General features: G+C 53.4%; 20 protein-coding genes. 12 read left to right on the top strand and 8 right to left on the bottom strand.

Annotation, left to right across the window (positions count from 1 at the left end):
- Positions 1-8: 8 nt before the first annotated feature.
- The 4 genes from sdhA to M1D70_RS26705 all read left to right on the top strand — a co-directional run bounded on the left by sdhA (position 9) and on the right by M1D70_RS26705 (position 4363).
- Entirely contained in the window at positions 9-1751 is a 1743-nt protein-coding gene (sdhA, locus tag M1D70_RS26720; protein WP_009592884.1) for a succinate dehydrogenase flavoprotein subunit, read from the top strand.
- Between the two features lie 19 nt (positions 1752-1770).
- Positions 1771-2535, top strand: coding sequence for a succinate dehydrogenase iron-sulfur subunit (sdhB, locus tag M1D70_RS26715; RefSeq protein ID WP_009592902.1), 765 nt, complete (start codon positions 1771-1773; stop codon positions 2533-2535).
- 129 nt (positions 2536-2664) lie between these two features.
- Positions 2665-3465: an aminoglycoside N(3)-acetyltransferase gene (locus tag M1D70_RS26710; protein ID WP_456288426.1), complete on the top strand. Its 801-nt coding sequence runs from the start codon at positions 2665-2667 to the stop codon at positions 3463-3465.
- A gap of 211 nt (positions 3466-3676) precedes the next feature.
- Positions 3677-4363: a potassium channel family protein gene (locus tag M1D70_RS26705; RefSeq protein ID WP_456288425.1), complete on the top strand. Its 687-nt coding sequence runs from the start codon at positions 3677-3679 to the stop codon at positions 4361-4363.
- Positions 4364-4437: 74 nt separating this feature from the next.
- Here M1D70_RS26705 and M1D70_RS26700 read toward each other — a convergent pair whose 3' ends face one another.
- Positions 4438-5817 (bottom strand): aldehyde dehydrogenase, encoded by a 1380-nt coding sequence (locus tag M1D70_RS26700; RefSeq protein WP_456288424.1) that lies wholly within the window; start codon positions 5815-5817, stop codon positions 4438-4440.
- Between the two features lie 97 nt (positions 5818-5914).
- Here M1D70_RS26700 and M1D70_RS26695 point away from each other — a divergent pair, with 97 nt between their 5' ends.
- Entirely contained in the window at positions 5915-6823 is a 909-nt protein-coding gene (locus tag M1D70_RS26695; protein ID WP_456288423.1) for a metallophosphoesterase, read from the top strand.
- Between the two features lie 231 nt (positions 6824-7054).
- Here the strand turns inward: M1D70_RS26695 and M1D70_RS26690 are convergent, their stop codons facing one another.
- Entirely contained in the window at positions 7055-7864 is an 810-nt protein-coding gene (locus M1D70_RS26690; protein WP_090908850.1) for a histidinol-phosphatase, read from the bottom strand.
- A gap of 53 nt (positions 7865-7917) precedes the next feature.
- Positions 7918-8820: a LysR family transcriptional regulator gene (locus tag M1D70_RS26685; protein WP_009593067.1), complete on the bottom strand. Its 903-nt coding sequence runs from the start codon at positions 8818-8820 to the stop codon at positions 7918-7920.
- A gap of 419 nt (positions 8821-9239) precedes the next feature.
- Between M1D70_RS26685 and M1D70_RS26680 the strand changes: the two genes are divergently transcribed.
- The gene (locus tag M1D70_RS26680; protein ID WP_009593072.1) at positions 9240-9698 is read left to right on the top strand and encodes a chemotaxis protein CheX; all 459 of its coding nucleotides are present in this window, start codon (positions 9240-9242) and stop codon (positions 9696-9698) included.
- A gap of 94 nt (positions 9699-9792) precedes the next feature.
- Positions 9793-10566 (top strand): SDR family NAD(P)-dependent oxidoreductase, encoded by a 774-nt coding sequence (locus M1D70_RS26675; RefSeq protein ID WP_456288422.1) that lies wholly within the window; start codon positions 9793-9795, stop codon positions 10564-10566.
- A gap of 12 nt (positions 10567-10578) precedes the next feature.
- Here the strand turns inward: M1D70_RS26675 and M1D70_RS26670 are convergent, their stop codons facing one another.
- On the bottom strand, positions 10579-11412 hold the full coding sequence (locus M1D70_RS26670) for a nucleotidyltransferase domain-containing protein (RefSeq protein WP_456288421.1): 834 nt from the start codon (positions 11410-11412) through the stop codon (positions 10579-10581).
- A gap of 44 nt (positions 11413-11456) precedes the next feature.
- Positions 11457-12398, bottom strand: coding sequence for a helix-turn-helix transcriptional regulator (locus M1D70_RS26665; protein ID WP_456288420.1), 942 nt, complete (start codon positions 12396-12398; stop codon positions 11457-11459).
- A gap of 147 nt (positions 12399-12545) precedes the next feature.
- On the opposite strand from M1D70_RS26665, the gene M1D70_RS26660 reads away from it, so the two are divergent.
- Positions 12546-13307, top strand: a complete 762-nt coding sequence (locus tag M1D70_RS26660) for an alpha/beta fold hydrolase (protein ID WP_456288419.1) — start codon at positions 12546-12548, stop codon at positions 13305-13307.
- Here M1D70_RS26660 and M1D70_RS26655 read toward each other — a convergent pair.
- Positions 13294-14574, bottom strand: a complete 1281-nt coding sequence (locus tag M1D70_RS26655) for an adenylosuccinate synthase (RefSeq protein ID WP_456288418.1) — start codon at positions 14572-14574, stop codon at positions 13294-13296. The genes M1D70_RS26660 and M1D70_RS26655 overlap by 14 nt on opposite strands.
- Before the next feature lie 214 nt (positions 14575-14788).
- Here M1D70_RS26655 and M1D70_RS26650 point away from each other — a divergent pair, with 214 nt between their 5' ends.
- From M1D70_RS26650 to M1D70_RS26635, 4 genes are all read left to right on the top strand, one after another.
- Positions 14789-15673, top strand: a complete 885-nt coding sequence (locus M1D70_RS26650; RefSeq protein ID WP_009592116.1) for a LysR family transcriptional regulator — start codon at positions 14789-14791, stop codon at positions 15671-15673.
- 253 nt (positions 15674-15926) lie between these two features.
- Positions 15927-17273 carry a DEAD/DEAH box helicase gene (locus M1D70_RS26645; protein WP_456288417.1) on the top strand — a complete coding sequence of 449 codons (1347 nt, stop codon included), beginning with the start codon at positions 15927-15929 and terminating at the stop codon, positions 17271-17273.
- Positions 17274-17400: 127 nt separating this feature from the next.
- Positions 17401-18153: an ABC transporter ATP-binding protein gene (locus M1D70_RS26640; RefSeq protein WP_009592122.1), complete on the top strand. Its 753-nt coding sequence runs from the start codon at positions 17401-17403 to the stop codon at positions 18151-18153.
- A complete protein-coding gene (locus tag M1D70_RS26635) occupies positions 18150-19370 on the top strand; it encodes an ABC transporter permease (RefSeq protein ID WP_456288416.1) in 1221 nt (406 codons plus the stop codon). The genes M1D70_RS26640 and M1D70_RS26635 overlap by 4 nt, the downstream gene beginning before the upstream one ends.
- A gap of 135 nt (positions 19371-19505) precedes the next feature.
- Here the strand turns inward: M1D70_RS26635 and M1D70_RS26630 are convergent, their stop codons facing one another.
- A complete protein-coding gene (locus M1D70_RS26630; protein WP_009592125.1) occupies positions 19506-19628 on the bottom strand; it encodes a hypothetical protein in 123 nt (40 codons plus the stop codon).
- A gap of 169 nt (positions 19629-19797) precedes the next feature.
- Positions 19798-21096: an aminotransferase class I/II-fold pyridoxal phosphate-dependent enzyme gene (locus M1D70_RS26625; protein ID WP_009592117.1), complete on the bottom strand. Its 1299-nt coding sequence runs from the start codon at positions 21094-21096 to the stop codon at positions 19798-19800.
- Positions 21097-21103 lie beyond the last annotated feature (7 nt).

Genomic DNA, 21103 nt, shown 5'->3' with positions numbered 1-21103 from the left:
AACGAAAAATGGCATCTAATATTATCGTAGTGGGCGGCGGCCTCGCCGGGCTGATGGCAACCATCAAAGCGGCGGAAGCAGGCGCTCACGTTCATCTATTCTCGCTTGTACCCGTTAAACGCTCTCACTCCGTGTGCGCGCAAGGCGGCATCAATGGAGCCGTAAATACGAAAGGTGAAGGTGACTCTCCTTGGGAGCATTTTGACGATACCGTATACGGCGGCGACTTCCTTGCGAATCAGCCTCCGGTCAAAGCGATGTGCGAAGCGGCGCCGGGCATCATCCACTTGATGGACCGCATGGGCGTTATGTTTAACCGCACGCCGGAAGGCCTGCTCGATTTCCGCCGCTTCGGCGGAACGAAGCGCCACCGTACCGCGTTTGCCGGCGCGACCACCGGCCAACAGCTGCTGTACGCGCTTGACGAGCAGGTTCGCCGCTGGGAAACTGCGGGGCTTGTGACCAAATACGAGAACTGGGAGTTCCTGAATGCGATCATCGACGACGAAGGCGTATGCCGCGGCATTGCCGCCCAGGATCTGCGCTCCATGGAGATCAAGTCGTTCAAGGCTGAAGCCGTCATTCTCGCCAGCGGCGGTCCCGGCATTATTTTCGGAAAAACAACCAACTCGGTTATCAATACGGGAACAGCGGCTAGTGCCGTGTATCAGCAAGGCGTTCATTATGCGAACGGCGAGTTCATCCAGATTCACCCGACGGCCATTCCGGGCGACGACAAGCTCCGCTTGATGTCCGAGTCGGCACGCGGCGAAGGCGGACGGATCTGGACCTATAAAGACGGCAAGCCCTGGTATTTCCTCGAAGAGAAATACCCTGCTTACGGAAACCTGGTGCCGCGCGATATCGCTACGCGCGAAATCTTCTCCGTCTGCGTTGATATGGGACTCGGCATCAACGGCGAGAACATGGTCTACCTGGACCTCTCCCATAAGGATCCGAAAGAGCTGGACGTCAAGCTCGGCGGCATCATCGAAATCTATGAGAAATTCATGGGCGACGATCCGCGCAAAATCCCGATGAAAATCTTCCCGGCAGTCCATTACTCCATGGGCGGCATGTGGGTCGATTACAACCAAATGACCAACATTCCAGGGCTGTTCGCAGCCGGCGAATGCGAGTATCAATATCACGGCGCGAACCGTTTGGGAGCCAACTCCCTGGTATCCGCCATTTACGGCGGCATGGTGGCCGGACCGAAAGCGATCGAATATGTCAAAGGCCTGAAGAAATCCGCAGAGGATGTATCCTCCACGGTATTTGACCGCGCAGCGAAAGAGCAAACCACCAAGTACGAAGGCCTGCTCAAGATGGAAGGAACCGAGAATGCTTATGTGATCCATAAAGAGCTCGGTGAATGGATGACCAACAACATGACGGTTGTTCGTTATAATGACAAGCTTGAAGCAACCATCGGCAAAATCAAGGAATTGAAGCAGCGTTACCGCAATATCAATATGACGGATACCTCCCGCTGGAACAACCAGGGCGTGGCGTTCACGCGTCAGCTGTGGAACATGCTGGAGCTGTCCGAGGCCATGACGCTGGGTGCGCTTCTCCGGAACGAAAGCCGGGGCGCTCACTACAAGCCGGAATTCCCGGATCGTAACGATGAAGACTTCCTCAAGACAACCAAAGCAACTTGGACGCCGGATGGACCACAGATTTCATATGAAGAAGTGGATGTTTCCTTAATCCCGCCGCGGATTCGCGACTATTCGAAAGACAAGTAAGAAGGAAGGGGGATTTACGATGTCTCAAACGGCAGCTGCCTCAAAGAGCGTTAAATTTATCATTACACGTCAGGACAATCCGGAGACGAAGTCCTATACCGAGGAATTCGAAATTCCTTACCGTCCCGGCATGAACGTCATTAGTGCGCTGATGGAAATTCAGCGCAATCCCAAAAATGCGCAGGGCCAAACCACCGCACCCGTATGCTGGGACTCCAACTGCCTGGAAGAAGTGTGCGGAGCTTGCTCCATGGTCATTAACGGGAAGCCGCGCCAAGCATGCGCGGCCTTGATCGATAAGCTGGAGCAGCCGATTCGGATTCAGCCGATGAAGACGTTCCCGGTCGTGAGAGACTTGGTGATCGACCGCAGCCGCATGTTCACGGCTCTCAAGCGCGTGAAAGCGTGGATTCCGATCGATGGCACCTATGACCTTGGTCCTGGCCCCAAAATGGCGGAGAAGAAGCGTCAGTGGGCTTACGAGCTGTCCAAGTGCATGACCTGCGGCGTATGCCTGGAGGCTTGCCCGAACGTCAACGAAAAAACGGACTTTATCGGACCGGCCGCGATCTCCCAGGTTCGCTTGTTCAATGCTCACCCGACAGGCGAGATGAACAAGGAGGAGCGTTTGGAAGCGCTGATGCAGGACGGAGGCATCGAGGGCTGCGGTAACTCGCAGAACTGCGTGCGTTCTTGTCCGAAGGGCATTCCGCTGACAACGTCCATTGCGGAGATGAACAAGGATACGACCAAACAGCTGTTTAAGCGCTGGCTTAGCGTTTAATCGGTTAACTTCAACACCAAGGCGTCTGACCGGGGCATGGCTTCGGTACAGGCGCTTTTTGTTGTGCTATAATTTATGTGTTTTTTTCATAGGACAGGAAATCTTCGAATTGAATCTGAGGTGAGTCGCTTGATCATAGAAAGACCGATTACGACAAAGGATATTAGCGATGATTTGGCCGCTCTGGGCGTACGGAAGGGCATGACCTTGCTGGTCCATTCCTCGCTCAGGAGTGTGGGCGGGTGGATCGTCGGCGGTCCGGAGGCCGTCATACTGGCACTCGAAGACGTGCTGGGGGAAGAAGGGACGCTGGTGATGCCGACGCAATCCGCGAACTTAACCGATCCAAAGACATGGGGAAATCCGCCGGCCGATCCAAAATGGTGGAATCTGATCCGCGAGGGCATGCCGCCGTATGATCCGGATCTGACGGTCACTTCGGGAATGGGGATCATTCCGGAAGCGTTCCGTAAACAAGAAGGGGTTATCCGAAGCGCTCATCCGCATGTTTCGTTTGCGGCACGCGGCAGGGATGCCAGAGTCCTTATGCAATCCCATCCGCTGGATCATAGCTTAGGCGAAGCGTCTCCACTGGCACGCTTATATGATGCGGGCGCGTACGTGCTTATGCTGGGCAGTGGTTATGGCAACAATACGTCGTTCCACCTCAGCGAATACCGCGCCAATTGGAAGGGCAAGGAGGCGGTTACCGCTCATGCGCCAGTCCGCAGGGTACAGGGAGTAACGGAGTGGCAGGCGTTTCAGGATATCAACTATCATTCGGACGACTTCGAGGCATTAGGGGCTTCGTTCGAAGCGCAGTGCCCCGATGCGTATATCCATGGACGCGTAGGAAAGGCGGACTGCATACTGGCTGAACAGCGGGCCATGGTGGATTATGCCGTGTCGTGGATGGAGAAGAACCGTTAAATGTTAGCGGCGCATCGCGCAAGCTTTCGGAGTTGCCGCGGGCGAGTGTTGGGGCCGACGCAACACAAGATATCCGGACATCACCACGGGCTATAGTCAGTTCTTGCCAGCTGCCAATGACCTCCAGGTGCAGAGGTGCCGTTTCGAGGGTAATAGGACGTAATGGCACGGCCTGCAGGTTGCGGGCCTCAAGCTGAAGGAGGGACTTGAGATGTCTTGGTGGATGTGGCTGCTCAATTTGGCAGGCTTGCTGTTGTTGATCTATCTGTTTTACAGCATGGACAAGAAGTGGTCCAGCAGGCCTTTGCTGCTGGCGCCGCTGCTCATTTATATCCTGATATCGGTCGAGGATCTGCTCGGCTGGATTGATCTCATGCATGTCGTACCCGGAGAAGGCGGCATGCGGGCCCTGATTCTGCTGTTTTCATTATGCTCCGTTATTTTCTATGTGCTGTATATCTTCGATAAGATTGCAGACTCTGTCCATCAGCATGTCGATATGAAAACGACCCTGGTTCGGATCAGCATGGCGGCGGGGATGTGCATTCTATTTTTCACGGTGGTGTATATGTCGATCTATAAGCTGTTCGGGGGCGTTTCCTTCGAAGGCGAGAACCTCGGTCAGGATTTGCTGAGCCAGTTCATTACCTTCCTGTATTTCAGCATGGCGACGTTTGTCACGGTCGGGTATGGCGATGTAGCCCCTGTCGATAATACGTCCCGGCTTGTCGTGGTGCTGGAGATTGCATTCAGCTTCGTTACCGTTGCTTATGCGCTGTCCATGCTGGGGACGCTGCGCCGGATCTTTAAGCCCGGCGACGACGGACTGGAGACGGAGGGCGGCGAAGTGAAGACAAAGGGCAATATGCCGCATCGCAGAAAACATTCATCCAAGTGAAACAGGCGCGCCGACAACGGTGCTCCTTTATTAGTTATAGCTAACGGGGCAGGAAAGCGAAGGCTGGATGAAAGCTAAGGCTTCATCAGCTTTTTTAAAATGCCCAGCCCGTTCTTGGAAGGATAACGGAATTTAAAATCAAACCGGTTGGTTTGCTTAAGCACGCTTTTTCTATGGGAGAACGTGTGAAAGCTGTATTCCCCGTGATACGAGCCGATCCCGCTCTCGCCGACGCCTCCGAACGGAAGGAAGGGGGTTGCCAGGTGCATCAGCGTGTCGTTGACGCATCCCCCGCCAAAAGAAACCGAGGAGAGCACGTAATCCTGCACATCTTCATTCTCGGTAAACAGGTAAAGCGCGAGCGGCTTAGGACGGGCTTGAATCGCTTGGACCGCCTCGTGCAGATCCTCATAAGTCAGGATCGGACACAGCGGACCGAAGATTTCTTCCTCCATGATCGGCATATCCCAGGTGATATCGTCAAGCACGGCGGGCTCGATGAGCAGCTTTTCCCGTGACGTGCCCCCGCCGTGGCGCAGGGTTCCGTTGTCCAGAAACTTGGAAAGCCGGTCAAAATGCTTCTCCGAAACGATGCGCCCATAATCGGGATTGGTTAGCGGGGTCTCGCCGTAGAATGAAGTGATGGCGTCTTTCAGGTGCGCGATGAACTTCTCCTTCACCTTGCTGTGCACAAGCACATAATCGGGAGCGACGCACGTTTGGCCTGCATTCGTAAACTTGCCGAATGCGATACGCGAAGCCGCCAGGGCAAGGGGCGCATCCTCGTGGACGATGCAAGGGCTCTTGCCCCCGAGCTCCAGCGTTACCGGTGTCAATTGCTTGGCGGCGGCTTCCATGACGATTTTGCCGACGTGGGTGCTGCCGGTAAAAAAGACATAATCCAAAGGCTGCTCCAGCAGGCTCGTGCTAACCTCGGGTCCTCCCTCTACAGAAACCACGTATTCCGGCTCAAACGTCTCCTTCGTGATGGCCGTAATGAGTCCGGATACGTTAGGCGTCAGTTCGGAGGGCTTCACAATGGCCGTGTTCCCGGCGGCCAAGGCACCGATCAGCGGGGAGATGGCCAGCTGCCAAGGATAATTCCAGGGAGCGATAATCAGAACCGTCCCATAGGGCTCCGGGTAGACCATTCCCTTGCTGCCCACATGCGTCAGCGCGGTTTTGACGCGGTGCGGCTTGGCCCAGCGCTTCAAATTCTTTATGATAAAGGAGAGCTCCTTGTAGACGATTCCGATCTCGGTCGTGAAGGCTTCCTGTTCACTCTTGTTCAGGTCCTTGCGCAGCGCCTCCATGATATCGTTCTCTCTGGCAATCAGGATTTGGCGCAGCTTGGTCAGCTGCTGGAGACGGAAATCCACTTCCTTGGTAATGTCTTTATGAAAAAAATGCCGCTGTGCCGAAACTATGGCTGCGATCGAATCGTTAACAGTCATATATAAACCCCTTTCTCTTGTTATTTCATGTATATGAATAAACATAAGAGCGTTAATACTTGAATTCTTTCATTATTATATAGGAGGATGTCCCCCTATGAGAAATCTATCTTCGGAGATGCCCCAGGGTACAGCCGGCGGGGAGGCGAAGCGAGATCTTAAACAGAAGAGGATGTCGCGCCGCCGATTTCTGAAGATCGGCGTTTCCGTCTTGGCCGGAGCTGGCCTTGCGGGCGGAGCTTATGCGTCGTTATGGGAGCCTCGTCAATTGGATATTACGAGACACACGCTAACGTTTCCTTCGCTGCCCAAGGCTTTTGATGGCATGAAGATCGTCCAGTTTAGCGATTTACACCTGGGCTTTCATGCAGGGGCGGACAACGCGGCCCGTGTGGTGCAAGCCATTCATCATGAAAAACCGGACATGATCTGTTTTACGGGAGATATGGTGGACGGCAATGCGGAAGATATGAGGGCTGCGATACAACCGCTCGCTCAGCTGAAAGCCCCGCTAGGCTTATTCTCTATATTAGGCAACCATGATTACGGGGACGTTCAGAAATTGATTGCTCTGGAGGAGGAGGCCGGGTTTCAAGTGCTGCGAAACGACGCCGTGAAGCTGAGGCGGGAGGGTGCCGTCTTCGCCGTTGCGGGTTTGGACGATGGCATCTGGGGAACGCCGGATCCGGAAGCCGCCATTCGGGATCTGCCCGAAGGCATGTTCAAGCTGCTGCTGATGCACGAGCCGGATTATGCAGATACTGCGGCAGCCTATCCCTTTCATCTTCAGCTATCCGGACACAGCCACGGAGGACAGATCCGCCTGCCTTGGATGGGCGAGGTGATCACGCCGCCTGGAGCCAAACGTTACGTGCAGGGCCTGTACACTATAGGTTCCCGAAGCATGCAGCTCTATGTAAACAGGGGAATCGGCACGACGCATCTGCCTTTTCGTTTTCTATGCAAGCCGGAGCTTACCGTGCTTACATTGCGGTCCATGGTTTAAGCGAAAGCGGAATATGTAATCTGAAAAGTTCAAGATGAAAGGATCACTTGGAATTTGTTACACAATTGAAATATACCTGTTATCAAACTCTAACAGCAGCGGGTTAAACTTATCACATGACCCCCTTTTGAGAATATATATTATGTTTTGGACCCGGTAACGGGTCCACTTTTTTTGCCTATTTTGCGGCCAATATACCGATATAAATGAAAAAAACAGAAGGAGTACCTGTTAAAGAGGTACGGGCACCTTCTGTTTTTGTTCGAAATAGACCCATTCCGTGTATCCGATTTCCTTAAGCACCTTGGCCACTTCGTCAAATTCGTCTCCGACCCGGGACGGTTTGTGGGCATCGGAGCCGAAGGTGACCTCGACGCCGTGATGGTGAGCTACTTCCAATATGGCGTTCGACGGATACCAGCCGCCGCACAGCTTGGTTTTGCCGGACGTGTTGATTTCGATGGCGAGGCCCGATTCCGCAATGACTTTCAGCGTTTCCTCGATCGCTTCATCGGCTTTGATCTCGGAGAACAGCGGATAATTGCCCTTCATCGCATCCATATGGGCAATGATCTGGAACATTCCGCTTCTGGCGGATTGGCGGATCAGATTGAAGTATTCCTCTTTATCCGCAACCTGCTGCTGAGGCGTCAGCTTCTTCCAGCGGTTCTTGTTGAAGATGCTGACATCCCTGACGTGATGGATGGAGCCGATGATGTAGTCAAAGGGATAGGCCGATAACGCCTGCTGGTAAACCTGGGCATGGTTCGGGAAATAATCGGATTCGATGCCCAGCAGGACCTTGATTTTCCCCTCATATTCCCGTTTTAAGTCCAAAACCTCTTGCACGTATGCCGCAAAGTCCGCTTTTGCCATGGAGATGGCCGGGAAGGGCTGCTCTTCCGGGCTTCCGAAGTATGGCGTATGGTCGGAGATCCCGATGACCTTTAAATCTGCCGCGATCGCAGCCTCGATGTAATCCCGGATATTGCCGTCGGCGTGGCCGCAGCGAAAGTGATGGGTATGCAGATCGAATTTCATATTGACCTCCTTCATGTCGATTGATTGGTTATGGTTCTAAGGGGCGGCCCGCATTATTCACTGCTGATGAATTGGGTCTCGGGCATGCCCTTCAGGTCGCTAAGGAATTGGCGCATGGCCGAGCTGACATAACGCCCGCTCTTATAGATTACGCCGACAGGGTGGCTGACTTCAAGCTCGCTTAGGGGAACGATCTGCAGGGTGCCGTTGCGCAGCTCCGTCGCGACGGATTGCTTCGATATGATCGCTGCGCCCAGATTGATCTCGACCATCCGCTTGATTTCTTCGCTGCTGGACAGTTCCATGACCACCTGAGGATCGACGCCGTGCTTCTTCATGACTTCATCGGCGAAGCGGCGGCCGACGGTGTCGCGCGTTAGCAGAATAAGGGGGGTTCCGGCCAGCACATCCATGTTGGCCGTGGAAAGCTTGGCCAGCGGATGCTGGGGTGATACGACCAGCTCAAAGGTATCGTAATACAGAACGGATGTGCTTAAGTTGGGATTGCGCTCGATCAGATAGCCGATCCCGATGTCGATGAGCCCGTTCTCCACGCTGTGGTAGATTTGGGAAGAGGCCATGGATTGAATGGTTGTTTTTATGTGAGGGAATTGATCCTGGAAGTAGGAAAGTACCCGCGGCAGGATCTGAATCGCTATGGAAGTGGTTGTGCCCAGCTGGATATGACCCTGGGGGGTTTGATCAAGGTCCGACAGCCGCTGCTTCAGCTCATCCACGATGCCGAGGATCTGCTCGGCATGGTCCACGAAGACCTGGCCCCGGTCCGTTAACGTCACGGGCTGGCTCCGGTCCACCAGCACCGTTTTAAATTCTTCCTCCAAGCTCTTGATCTGGGCGGATACCGCCGGTTGTGTCAGATTAAGAAGCTCTCCCGCTTTGCGAAAGCTCATCGTTTTGGAGATGGTAATAAGCGTTTCCAATTGGCTGATGTTCATAGCCTTCCTCCTTCTTGATTTATTCTTCCGCTCATCTATCGCGTGCAACCTGTATGTTTTAAATTATAGGTTATTCTCCCCGGTGGAGCAACGAAGGGAGCAAACCGGACGGTTTTCGGCCGAAAAAGATGAAAAACATTTTTATTTTCATTTTAATTATTATTAAAAGATGGGGAAACGATCCGATAATAGTAAAGTAGACATAGAAAAAAGGTAAGACCTAAGGCCCGTTTAAGCGAAAGGAATATCTTCGTACTAAAGCGTTCCAAGCGATAGCTGACATGGTAAGACCGTGGTCGGAATGAGGGCTGTCGCTATTTTGTGATGATTTATTACAAGGTATCCATTATAATGTTTAAATATATAGGTGGGACTTTGGGACCCTGACCAACAACCCAGTGAAAGGGGCGTAATGAGGAATGAAAGCGGAAGTCATCAATCCTTTTTTAGAGTCCGCACGACACGTTATCGAACAAGTCATACAGGTTTCACCCTCCACGGGGAATCTTGGGGTCAAAGAGATCGGATATATGGAGAATCATATCTGGATCCAAATCGGCATGACAGGCCAAATGAACGGTGACATTGTATTTGGAATTCAGGAGCAGGTAGCGCTGCAGATGGTATCGGTGATGATGGGCGGCTATGTCATTACCGAAATGGATGAGATGGGGCAAAGCGCGATTTCAGAGCTCGGCAACATGATCAGCGGCAATGCCAGCACCATTTTATCGAACCAGGGCGTCAGCGTGGATATCACACCTCCCAAGGTAATGAAGTCGGATAGCACCTCCAGTCTTATTCAGAAGAAGGCGCTTTGTATTCCGCTTCGAATGGAAGGAATCGGAGAGCTGGATATTCAAGTCATGATTTCATAAAATAGGAGTAATGAACCCAAGTCCGTGCGTAAAGCTGCTCTCTGGATATTTTAGAATGGAGGGCTGTGCCGGTGAGGAAAGGGATAATGAAATCATGCTGAATCATAAAGTTGTAGTTGTTACGGGAGCATCCAGCGGAATCGGTGCCTTGATCGCGGAGAAGCTCTCCGCTCAGGGAGCTTACGTTGTTCTGTGCGCCCGTTCGGCCGATCGTCTGCAGGAGGTGGGTGCGCGTTTATCCGGTCCCCACGAGCTGGCAACCATGGATGTTCAGAACTCTGAGCAGGTGTCGTCTGTCATGGAGGCCGTATTTCAGCGGCACGGCAGAATCGATGTGCTGATTAACAACGCCGGATACGGCAAGTTTGAAAGTATTATGGACATGCCGCAGGAAGAGTTTCAGGATATGATGGACGTCAACTATATGGGCATTGTACGCTGTACGCAAGCGGTGCTGCCGTGCATGCTGAAGCAAGGGGACGGCCAAATCGTCAACATTGCATCCATGGCGGGGAAGATCGGAACGGCCAAATCCACCGCCTATTCGGCTACCAAGCATGCCGTGCTAGGGTTCAGCAATTCACTCCGGCAGGAGCTGCGGAACACGGGCATAACCGTATCGACCGTAAATCCCGGACCGATTGATACTCCGTTCTTTTCCTTGGCCGATCCGACCGGCGGGTATGTCAAGAATGTAAGCTGGTTCATGATGAAGGCGGATTATGTTGCGGATCAGGTTGTAAAGCTGGTTCATAAACGCAAGGAAGAACTGAATCTTCCGAGACTGGCCTCCTTTGGCATAAGGCTGTATCAGCTGTTTCCGCGGTTTGCAGACCGTGTGTCTTACAAATGGATGAATAAGAAATGAGGGCCGTGCGCGCTACAAAGCTTCCGTTTCGGTTATAAGGTCCTGAAGCAGCGCAGTGGCTTGTTTTGTTTTTTCTGTATCCGATGAGAGCAGCGTGATCACTTGGTCCAGGCGTTCCTTGTAATTCGCCGGCTTGCGGAAGAAGGTCTCGATCATGGCCACCGCACGCTTCTCATTGATACAGTACATTTCATTTTTGGCAAAGAGCACCTGGTTCAAGCACGAAATGGAGCGGAAGCAGTGACCTGTAACATACGTGACGTCATCGCTGGAAGCCGTTTTACTCGCCAACATCAAAGAGAAGGATGCCTCGAAAGTGAAATAGCCGATCATCGCATCCTGCAGTGGCTTCGGATAGGGAGCCGTTTTGGCTTTCAGAGTCTGTATGCGGTTATCCGAGTCCCACAATATACGGCAGATCGCAATTTCCCCCATATACATGACATTCAGATAAGCATGCGGATGTCCGGTTTGGTAATGGGCGGACACCTTACCTCCCGAACAGTCGTCGATGATGCCGGACACGCGGTGCACATCCCGGAATAAGAAATCCACATGATACCCCTCGATCACTAACCAGCCGCCTCCGTTAACCCAGGCTCCCCATTCGCCCAATGAAGTGATAATCCCGTCCCGATGCTCGTCATCTAATTTCTTCGCGATTTTGGCGATGTCCTCCACCCTGAATCCTTGGGCTTCATCATAATAAATGCCGATATCGATATCGGAATCCGGTCTGGCGGTTCCTTTGGCCCTGGATCCCCCGAGAACGACTCCTGTAACGCCGGGTACCCCGCGAAGCTCTTCCGTTATCCGCTCAATTAAGCGATCCACTTGTGAAGTCATGCATATTCTCTCCTTCATTTCTCCCAACTGGGATTGAGTTGTCCTTATGTATACCTTAGCCTCATGGATTCAATTTTCTCCCGGGTCCATTGAACTGCTTCGGCTGGGGAGGTGATGACAGCCTCCTCTCCGAGACGCCATACATAGTCCGAATAAAAGTTGACGTCGGTTGCCGGTATTTCAAGCCGAACGACCCCGCTGCCGTCCGTGTTCCTATGGATATGGGAACCGAGCCGTGTATCCGTCTCGAGCAGCCAAACCCCTTTGGAAGTTAATTCTACCTCAAAAAACTTCATCTCGACATCCCCGATCCCGGGAATGTCCTGCAGCGTTTGACTCGCGATATCTTCACGGATCGATAAGGATTCATTGGGGCTGGCCGCCGTCATCCGGTCAACCCTGAATTGCCTGATGTCCTCTTGCGTAAAGCAGTAGGCGGGACAATACCAGTACCCCGAGCTTGCATACAGCCCGATCGGCTGGATATGCCGCTGGCTGCTTCCGGCGGAAGAACGATAGGAGATCGTGACCGCTTGCCGGACCATGACGGCTTGCATTAACGTTTGTAAAATATCGGCCGACATCGGACGGAACGGGCTGTGAATCATGACGCGATCCTTAAGACGGTCGATCTGCTCCTTAATATCTGCCGGCAGGTAATGATAGAACTTATGGAGTGCCGTGGCGGCTCCTTCACCAAAGGGCAGCGTACTGAAGTAGCTCAGGGATTGGCAGGCAAAAAAGATGGCAATCGCTTCGCTTTCCGTGAAACTGATCGGTGGCAGCATACGTTCCTGCAGCAATCTGTAGCCGCCGCCTCGTCCTTGCACAGAGTAAATGGGGACGCCGAGCCCGCTCAGCTCATCCAGATCTCTTGATATCGTTCGGACGGAGAGTCCGAATTCGTCGGCCAGCTCTCTTACGGTAAACGACTTTTTTGCATTGATCATCATCATTAATTGAATCAGGCGCTGCGATTTCTGCATAAATGCCCCCCCCATTCTTCATTATTTATTTTATCTTATTCTCTAAATAAGACAACATTTGTCTTATTTAGAGGATATGATGTTCTCAAGCAGCAAGGGTTCCATTGAATCCTTGGAACAAAGGTACATTATGGAAGGGGAATATGCATGACTAAACAACAAAAAATGATGAAGGAAGAACTGGGGTTTGTTTTTATACATGGGGCCGGAATGAACGGAGGCGTGTGGGATATCGTTGCGGAAGGACTGGGCTATCCGTGTCTGAAGGTTGATTACCCGTCGCGGGAAGAGGCTGCAGGGATGCCCGGGCATCATTTGACGCTGGAGGATTATGTAAGCCATATGGCGGAGCAGGTGAGGAGATGGGATACGGACAAGTTCGTCCTTGTGGCGCATTCCCTGGGCGGGGTGTTGGCCATGGAGCTGGCCGCCAGGTTAGCCGAACGGGTAGCCGGATTCGTTGCCATCGGTGCCGCCATACCTAAGCGCGGCGGTTCGTTTGTTTCGGCGCTTCCGTTTCCCCAGAGGATCATCATGCCGGTATTATTAAAAATGGCCGGAACGAAGCCGCCTGAATCCGTGATCCGCAAGGGGCTGTGCAGCGATTTGCCGGAGGAGCAGGCCTCCCGCATCGCAGCAGAGTTCATCCCGGAATCCCGTAGGGTCTATACGGATCGCGTTCAAGCATCCGTACCCCAAGTGCCTAAGCTTTACGTGAAGCTCACCCAAGACAAGGAGTTCGGAGAATCCTTGCAAGAGCGCATGGCAGCCAATCTGTCGGCGGACTGGGTGGAGAGCCTCAGCACCGGTCATCTGCCGATGCTGAGCGATCCCCTTGGTGTCCGGCGCATTCTGGAAGGCTTCGTTGGCCAAGTGAAAGCAAGCCGTGAATCAGCTATCTCATCATAATCTGATCCCGTCTCGGGCCGACGGAGATCGTCTTGACGGGTACGCCAATGGACGATTCAATAAACTGCACGTATTGCTGCGCGGCTTCCGGGAGCTCGTCGAAGGAACGGATATGCGACAGGTCGCATTTCCAGCCCTTCAGCGTTCGCAGGACAGGCTTTGCGGACTGCAGATCGGCCGTTACCGGAAAATGGTCAATGATGCTTCCATCCTCTAATTCATAGCCGACGCATACCGGAATGTCATCCAGATACCCCAGTACGTCAAGGTTGGTGAGAACGGCTTCGGTAGCTCCCTGAATCATGCAGCCGTAACGGGTGGCTACCGTATCAAACCATCCCATTCGTCTTGGCCGGCCGGTCGTAACTCCGTATTCGCCTGCATCGCCGCCAAGGCGGCGGAGTTCATCCGCTTCATCTCCATGCAGTTCGGTCACGAAGGGGCCTGCGCCGACGCAGCTTGAGTATGCTTTAACAACGGCAATGACTTGGCTGATAGCGTACGGCGGAAGTCCTGCCCCGACCGGTGCATAGCCTGCCAGCGTGGAGGAGGAGGTGGAAAACGGGTAAATCCCGTGATCCGGGTCGCGCAGTGCTCCTAACTGGCCCTCCACGAGGATCGGATCGCCTTTCATATAAGCTTGCTGCAGCAGCGTGGTCGTATCCTGGATATAGGAGGATAGGAACTGGAAAGGCTCCAATAGCTGCTTGACCATCTCATCAACGCTCAGCGGGTCCCTTCCGTAAAGATGCTGCAGCTGCACATTCTTGATGTCAAGCATCTGCTTGAGCCGTTCACGAAGTCGTTCGGGGTGTAACAGATCAGCGACCTGAATGCCCAGCTTGGCATATTTATCCGCATAGAAGGGCGCGATTCCGCGTTTCGTGGAACCGAATCCCCGGGCGCCGAGCCGTTCTTCCTCGAGTTCATCCAGCAGCCGATGAATGGGAAGCACGACCTGAGCGCGCTCGGATATAAACAGCTTGGGCGCGGGAACGTTTCTGGCTTCCAGTTCCTGCAGTTCCCCGATCAATACCTCCATATCCAAAGCCGTTCCCGGACCGATGATATTCGTTACGTTTGGATAGAATACACCCGATGGCAGCATATGCAGCGAAAATTTCCCGTAATCGTTGATAATGGTGTGCCCCGCGTTACTCCCTCCCTGAAATCGAACGACATACGACGATTGCGCCGCAAGAACATCCGTCATTTTACCTTTGCCTTCATCTCCCCAATTGGCTCCTACAATGGCTGTGACTGTCAACGTGTTCGCCTCCTACGATCATTTTCTTGTACAGGGCTCATTATATGAGCTGCTTGATTATAAATAAAATTGATATTAGTAATAGTGGACATTAGTTTGGCTTATGTTATACGATTCTTTAGAAAGAATACGGGTAGCGGAGGAATTCGAAGATGAACTCTCGAATTTCAATCCAAGGTTCCTGTTATCATTTGATAAAATCGAGGTCATCATGATGGAAATCAATATGGAGTGGTATCGCGTCTTTTATTGGACTGCGCGGCTCGGCAGTTTATCGAGGGCAGCGGATCATCTGCATATCACCCAGCCAGCCGTCAGCCATACCGTTAAGCATTTGGAGGAAACGATCGGAGGTCCGCTGTTCTTTCGGACCACCAAGGGAGTGAAACTCACGTCCGAGGGCGATGTGCTGTTTCGCTATATCGAGCAAGCCTTCGGTTTGATCGAAATCGGCGAGAAGGCGATCGCGGACATGCATAATTTGCACAGCGGCGAAATCAATATCGGGGCAAGCGATACGCTGTGCAAGTATTACCTGCTGCCGCATTTGGAGTATTTCCACGCCGCCTATCCGGATATTCGCATCCGCATCACCAACCGAACCACCCCGGAAACGCTGTCGCTTCTTAAGGAAGGGAAGATTGATTTTGGCATCGTCCATTTACCGGCTTCCGATAAACAAATCGACTTTCGCTCAAGCTCGCCGATCCATGATTGTTTAGTGGCCGGCAGGTCGTATGCGGAGCGGGCCGGATTACCGCACCCGTTGTCCCTTCACGATATCGGGAACTACCCGCTGCTTATGCTGGAGACCGGCGGAAGCACGAGGAGGTACGTGGATCAATTCGCCGAGCTCCAGGGCGTAAAGCTAAAACCGGAGTTCGAGCTTGGCAGCATCGAGCTGCTGGTACAGTTTGCCCGAAGCGGCTTCGGACTGGCTTTTGTCATTCGCGACTATGCCAACGACGAATTGCAAACAGGCCAGCTGATCGAGGTGCCGCTCGATCCGCCGATTCCCGAGCGCAGCATTGGAATTGCAACGCTTCGAGGCATTCCGCTATCTGCGGCGGCCAAGTCGTTTCTCGCTCTACTGCCCTAGGCATGACCATCAAGCATAGATGAAATAACCTGCATGAAACGCAGAGCACGTCCGTTTCTCATGTTTGATTTGGTGGCAACTCCTGTTTTGGCATATAATGAGAAAGAGTGAACAAGACTCGTTCGAAAAGACGCCTGCTGTACCTTCAATAAAGGAAACAAACTGCACGTAACGGAAGTTTCTACAGCGATATCAGGCAGACGCGCTTTGGAATCATAGACTTCTGATATCTAAAAAAAGGATGGACTAACATATGACTGGAACTACATTTCATACATTAGGAATAGCGGAGGATTTGTCCTCCCGATTGGCGGAGTTCGGCATTGTCACGCCTTCTCCCGTTCAGGCCGAGGCGATTCCTCCCATACTCGAAGGCAAGGACGTGCTGGCGACTTCCCAGACGGGCACGGGAAAGACGCTTGCTTATTTGCTGCCCGTTCTTCAGGGCATCGATCCGGAGATCAAGGGAGCCCAGAAACTGATTCTCGCTCCGACGCAGGAGCTCGCCGTCCAGATTGTGAGAGAGAGCGAGCGCTACGGGGAAGCCCGCGGAATCGGCGTGCTCGGCCTGATCGGCGGTGCCGCGGCCAAGCGTCAGATTGAGAAGCTGCGGCTGCATCCGCAGCTGATCGTCGGAACACCGGGACGCGTGCGGGAACTGATCGAAATCCGGAAGCTGAAAATGCACCAAGTGACCACGATCGTGGTGGACGAAGTGGACCAGGTGTTTAATCTGGGCGGCGCCGGCGATGTGGATCGCATTCTGCGCAGTGCCTTGCGCGACCGTCAATTGGTATTCTTATCCGCAACGGTGAGTCCGGAGACGGCCGAGCTCGTGAAGAAGGAGATGGATCAGCCCGTTGAAATCGGGATCGATCCGGAGCGTCGGACGCCGTCCGCTCTGGAGCATTATTATTTCGTCTCGGAAGAGCGCGACAAGCTGGACATGCTGCGCCGCGTGGTTCGGCATTACAATCCCGACCGTGCGATCGTGTTCGTCAATGCCACCGAGGATTTGGCAGAGGTGGAGGCGAAGCTGAATTACCTTGGATTAAACGCAGCTGCCCTTTACGGGGACGCCGACAAGATGACCCGAAGCCGGGTTTTGAACGCGTTTAGAGAAGGGCGCACCAAGCTTCTGGTGGCTAGCGATGTCGCCGCCCGGGGGCTCGATATCGAAGGTCTCGGCATGGTGATCAATTACGATCCGCCTATTGATGCCGAGCATTACACGCACCGCGCAGGCCGTACGGGACGCATGGGGCGGAGCGGCATGGCGATTACGCTTGTCACGGACCGTCAAACGTTCATCATGCGCAAGTTCAATCGCGAGCTGGGCATATCGATCGAAGAACGCGCCCTGTATGGCGGCAAGGTAAGAACCCCGCGTTCCGCGCCAACCGATCGGGGCCAAGGTCCCCGCGGGTCAGCTGCGGGGGCTGCCCGAAAAGACAAGCCTACCCGAAAGCCCGCTTCCATCAGCGTTAATGGCAAGTCCGGAAACGGCAAGGCATCGGGCGAGCGTCAAAGTGAACGGGAGCGTGACCGCAAGAACAAGGGCGCTCCGAAATGGTTGAAGAATAAGCCTCCACGGGGCTAAACGCTGCAGCCTCCGCGAGCGTTGGAGCTTGCAGTCATTAAGTTGTTTATGGGTCCGATTCAAGCGGATTCGGTAAGGTCATCATCCGTGTGGATTGGACTCTTTTCAGAATAAGAGGTGATCGATAATGAGCGAACAGCCGGTATTGTCTGTTCAAGGATTAAGCGGCGGATATAGCATAAACCGACCGGTTCTGCATGATGTAACCTTTCAGGTGGAACCGGGGGAAATGGTAGGTTTGATCGGCCTGAACGGCGCGGGCAAGAGTACGACGATGAAGCATATCCTCGGTCTGATGAATCCGCAAAAGGGGACCATCCAGGTCCAGGGGAAGAGCCGCTCGGAGCATTCGGAAGCGTATCACAGCGCCTTGGCTTTCGTTCCCGAATCCCCGCTGCTGTATGAGGAAATGACGGTGCGCGAGCATTTGGAATTTACGGCTCGTTCCTACGGCGTGTCCCGCGAGGATTATGAGACGCGCTCGGCGCAGCTATCGAAGATGTTCCGAATGGAAGAGAAGATGGACAGCCTGTCCACGCATTTGTCCAAGGGCATGCGCCAAAAAGTGATGATCATGTGCGCGTTCGTCGCGAGACCGTCGCTGTACATCATCGACGAGCCCTTCCTTGGGCTTGATCCGCTCGGGATCCGTTCGCTGCTTGACTTTATGCTGGAATTGAAAGCATCCGGTGCTTCCGTATTGCTAAGCTCCCATATTCTCTCGACGATCGAGAATTATTGCGACCGGTTCATCGTGCTGCACCGCGGCAGCATCATTGCTCAGGGGACGCTGAAGGAAATCCAGGATCAAGCGGGAAGACCGGGCATGTCCCTGGAAGAGCTGTTCAATGTGCTGATTCAGGACGGTAAGGGCGAATGAATCTGCGTGAGCTGTATGTCAAACGACGCGGGCAGTTCTGGGGTGAAATCCTTCCCTATTTGGGTTATGTCATACAGAGCGGCGTAGCCGTCGTATTCCTGTTCCTGCTGATTGCATTCGCGGCATGGTATACCGCACTTCTGCAGCAAGTTCCGCCAGATCTGCCGATACGCTGGATCATGCTGATTTTCCTTGCGCCCCTCATGATCAACAGCAGCATCCGCACGTATCTGCGCACGGCGGATACGGTGTTCCTCATTCCGCAGGAATCCCGAATGAAGGAATATTTCCGCAAAGCATGGTTTAGCGGAGTCATATATAAAATCATCGGCTTGGGATTGGTCCTGCTCATTCTATGGCCTCTATACATACGCAGCGATGTTTCGCCAAAGGCGCTGCTGGCTACGTTTGCTGTCCTGACCGTGTTCAAGCTGCTGTCCAGCTATGGCAGCTGGAAGGAGCAGCTTATGGTGTCACGGAACGCGGCAGCAGCCTATCGGGCACTCCGCTGGATCGTTCCGGCACTGAGCCTGGCTGCCTGGCTATGGCATCCAACGGGCCGTGCCCTTCTATTCATGGCGCTGCTCGGCCTCACGTATGTTGCTGCGTTATCCGTTCCCGTCAAACACTTGGTCGCCTGGGAGCGATTAATCGCCGTCGAGCAGCGGCAGGCAAGCCGGGTTATGATGGTGCTGAGCTGGTTCGTGAATGTGCCTCAGCGGGAGCAGCGCGTCCATGCGCGGAAATGGCTGTCCGGATGGGGGAAAGGATTGGCGTGGAAGAAGGAGAGCGCTTATCGTTTTCTTCTTATCAAGAGCCTGACACGCAGCGATATTCTGGGCATTCTGTTCCGTGTCGGACTGCTCGGAGCCTTTATCGTATGGGCCACCCGGGATGGCCTGGTATCGGCGCTTGTATATCTGATCAGCCTGATGATTGTCGGGCTCCAATTGTCTGCGCTGCGCAAGCTGCACCCGGAATCGTTCTGGCTGCACGTCTATCCGCTTCCGGAAGGAACTCGCCGCGACAATGAAGGCAAGCTGATCTTCCAGGTACAGCTGTTCTGGGCCGTACTGCTGTGGCTTCCGCTCGTTCCGGGCATCCTTAACGCGCCAGGGCGGGTCCTCGGGACGATGGCTGCAGGCATCGCGATTGTGTTCCTGTTCCGAAGCGCCGCTGCCCGAAAGAGCCGGCGCGAAGACGATGACGACGAATAAAACGGGAAGAGGCCGGGACATTAGTGTCCCGGCCTTCTATCGTTGGTTATCGTATGGGTTAGGGTTGGCTGTAGAAATCGCAGTGCGTCGTGTGGCGACCTGCGATTTCTAGTATAGGCTGTTATCTAGTTGTCATTACACCCAGAAAGAACGAGTGATGATAACGAGCAGGATAAAGAGAACCAGGATTGCTCCGACTCCGTATCCACCGCCGTATCCGCCGTATCCACCGTGTCTTACTTCTTCAACTGCACCCATGTTCATTCCCCTTTCAGTTCGTTGATTTATAGTACACGGTATTGTATGTAGCTATTGGTCTATGTGTATGGGCGAGCGTTTAGATGTGGCAGAAGAAAAAATAAAGACCGGGGAGAATCCCCGGTCTTTATTTTACCTAAAAGGTTATATATTCGGATGCAATGGATCATCAAGCCTTCTGCAGATCCTGAATCCCTTTGTATACCAGGTCGAACAGATCCTCCAAATACTCCTCGTCAATACAAGAGAAGGCGATCCGGAGATCATGCTCGCCGAGGGCGATGGTTCCTACGCCATACTCATGAATGAGATGGGAGCGGAGCTCCTCGGCGTTTACCGTGTTCAGCTTAAGGCACATGAAGTAGCCGGAGTTGAACGGATAATACTCCCAAACATCGCCGTATTTGCCGCTGTCGAGGATGGACTTCACTTTGTTGGCTCGGCCCTTCATGATGACGAATTTCTCTTCCTTCTGCTCGTGGAATTCAGGCGATTTCAGCGCTTCCAGAACAAAGGTCTGCGAAGGGTGGGAGGCACTGGATATCGTTGCGCGGATAATGCCGAGCGTTTTCTGCTCCAGAGCGTCCAGCACGTCTTTATCTTCAGCCGCATACGTAATGAAGCCGACCCGGAATCCCCAAACGAATTCTTCCTTCGTAGCACCGTCGACTTTCACGGGAAGCACGCGAGGATGAAGGCCTGCCAGGCGTCCGAAGAGCGATTCCTTCAGCGAATCTTCAAAGAACAAGCCGAAATACGCATCATCCGTTACGACGACAACGTTCATGCCGGCCTCGGCAGCTTCCTGGATCGCGGACACGATGGCCGCACCTTCTTCCGCGCCGGGCGTGTAGCCCGTCGGGTTGTTCGGGAAGTTCAGCAGAACGACGGCTTTGCCTTTATCCTTCTGGCTCAGCAGAGCCTGACGAAGTCCGTCGGCGTTAAATTTCATATCGTCCGTGAAGAGAGGATAGGTTACATGAATGCCATGGCGGCGAATGCCGAAGGTCAGCTCGTAATTTTCCCAGTTTTTGTCGGGATAAATGACGGCATCCCCTTCATCCACGAACAAATCGGCTACGATGCTAAGTCCATGCGTCAGCGCATTCGTGACGATTGGATTGCTGAAGCTCTTGCCTTCAAGCGAAGGATTTTCCTGAATCATCTTGTTCCGCCATACGGAGCGAAGCTCCGGCTTGCCGGCCGGAGGAGCATACGGGTACAGATCCTTCGGCTGGTATGCCGAAAGTTTGTCTTGGATGACGCCCAGATGCATCGGGATTCCGCCCTCGGTTGCAATGCCGATCGTAGCGTTATATTTTTTCGCATGGCTCGTCGCTTCCGCGGATTGGCTCAGGATGCCTTCCTTCGGGAAGTAGATTTCCCTGCCGAGTGTGGAGAGCATGTCGTACACATGCGGATTGCCAGCTTGCATTTTTCCATTCAATTGACCAACCAATGGGTTCATGAACTGA

The sequence above is a fragment of the Paenibacillus sp. AK002 genome (genome assembly GCF_053903045.1).
Note: the sequence above shows the minus strand (reverse complement) of the source record. Positions and strands in the feature narration are given on the sequence as shown.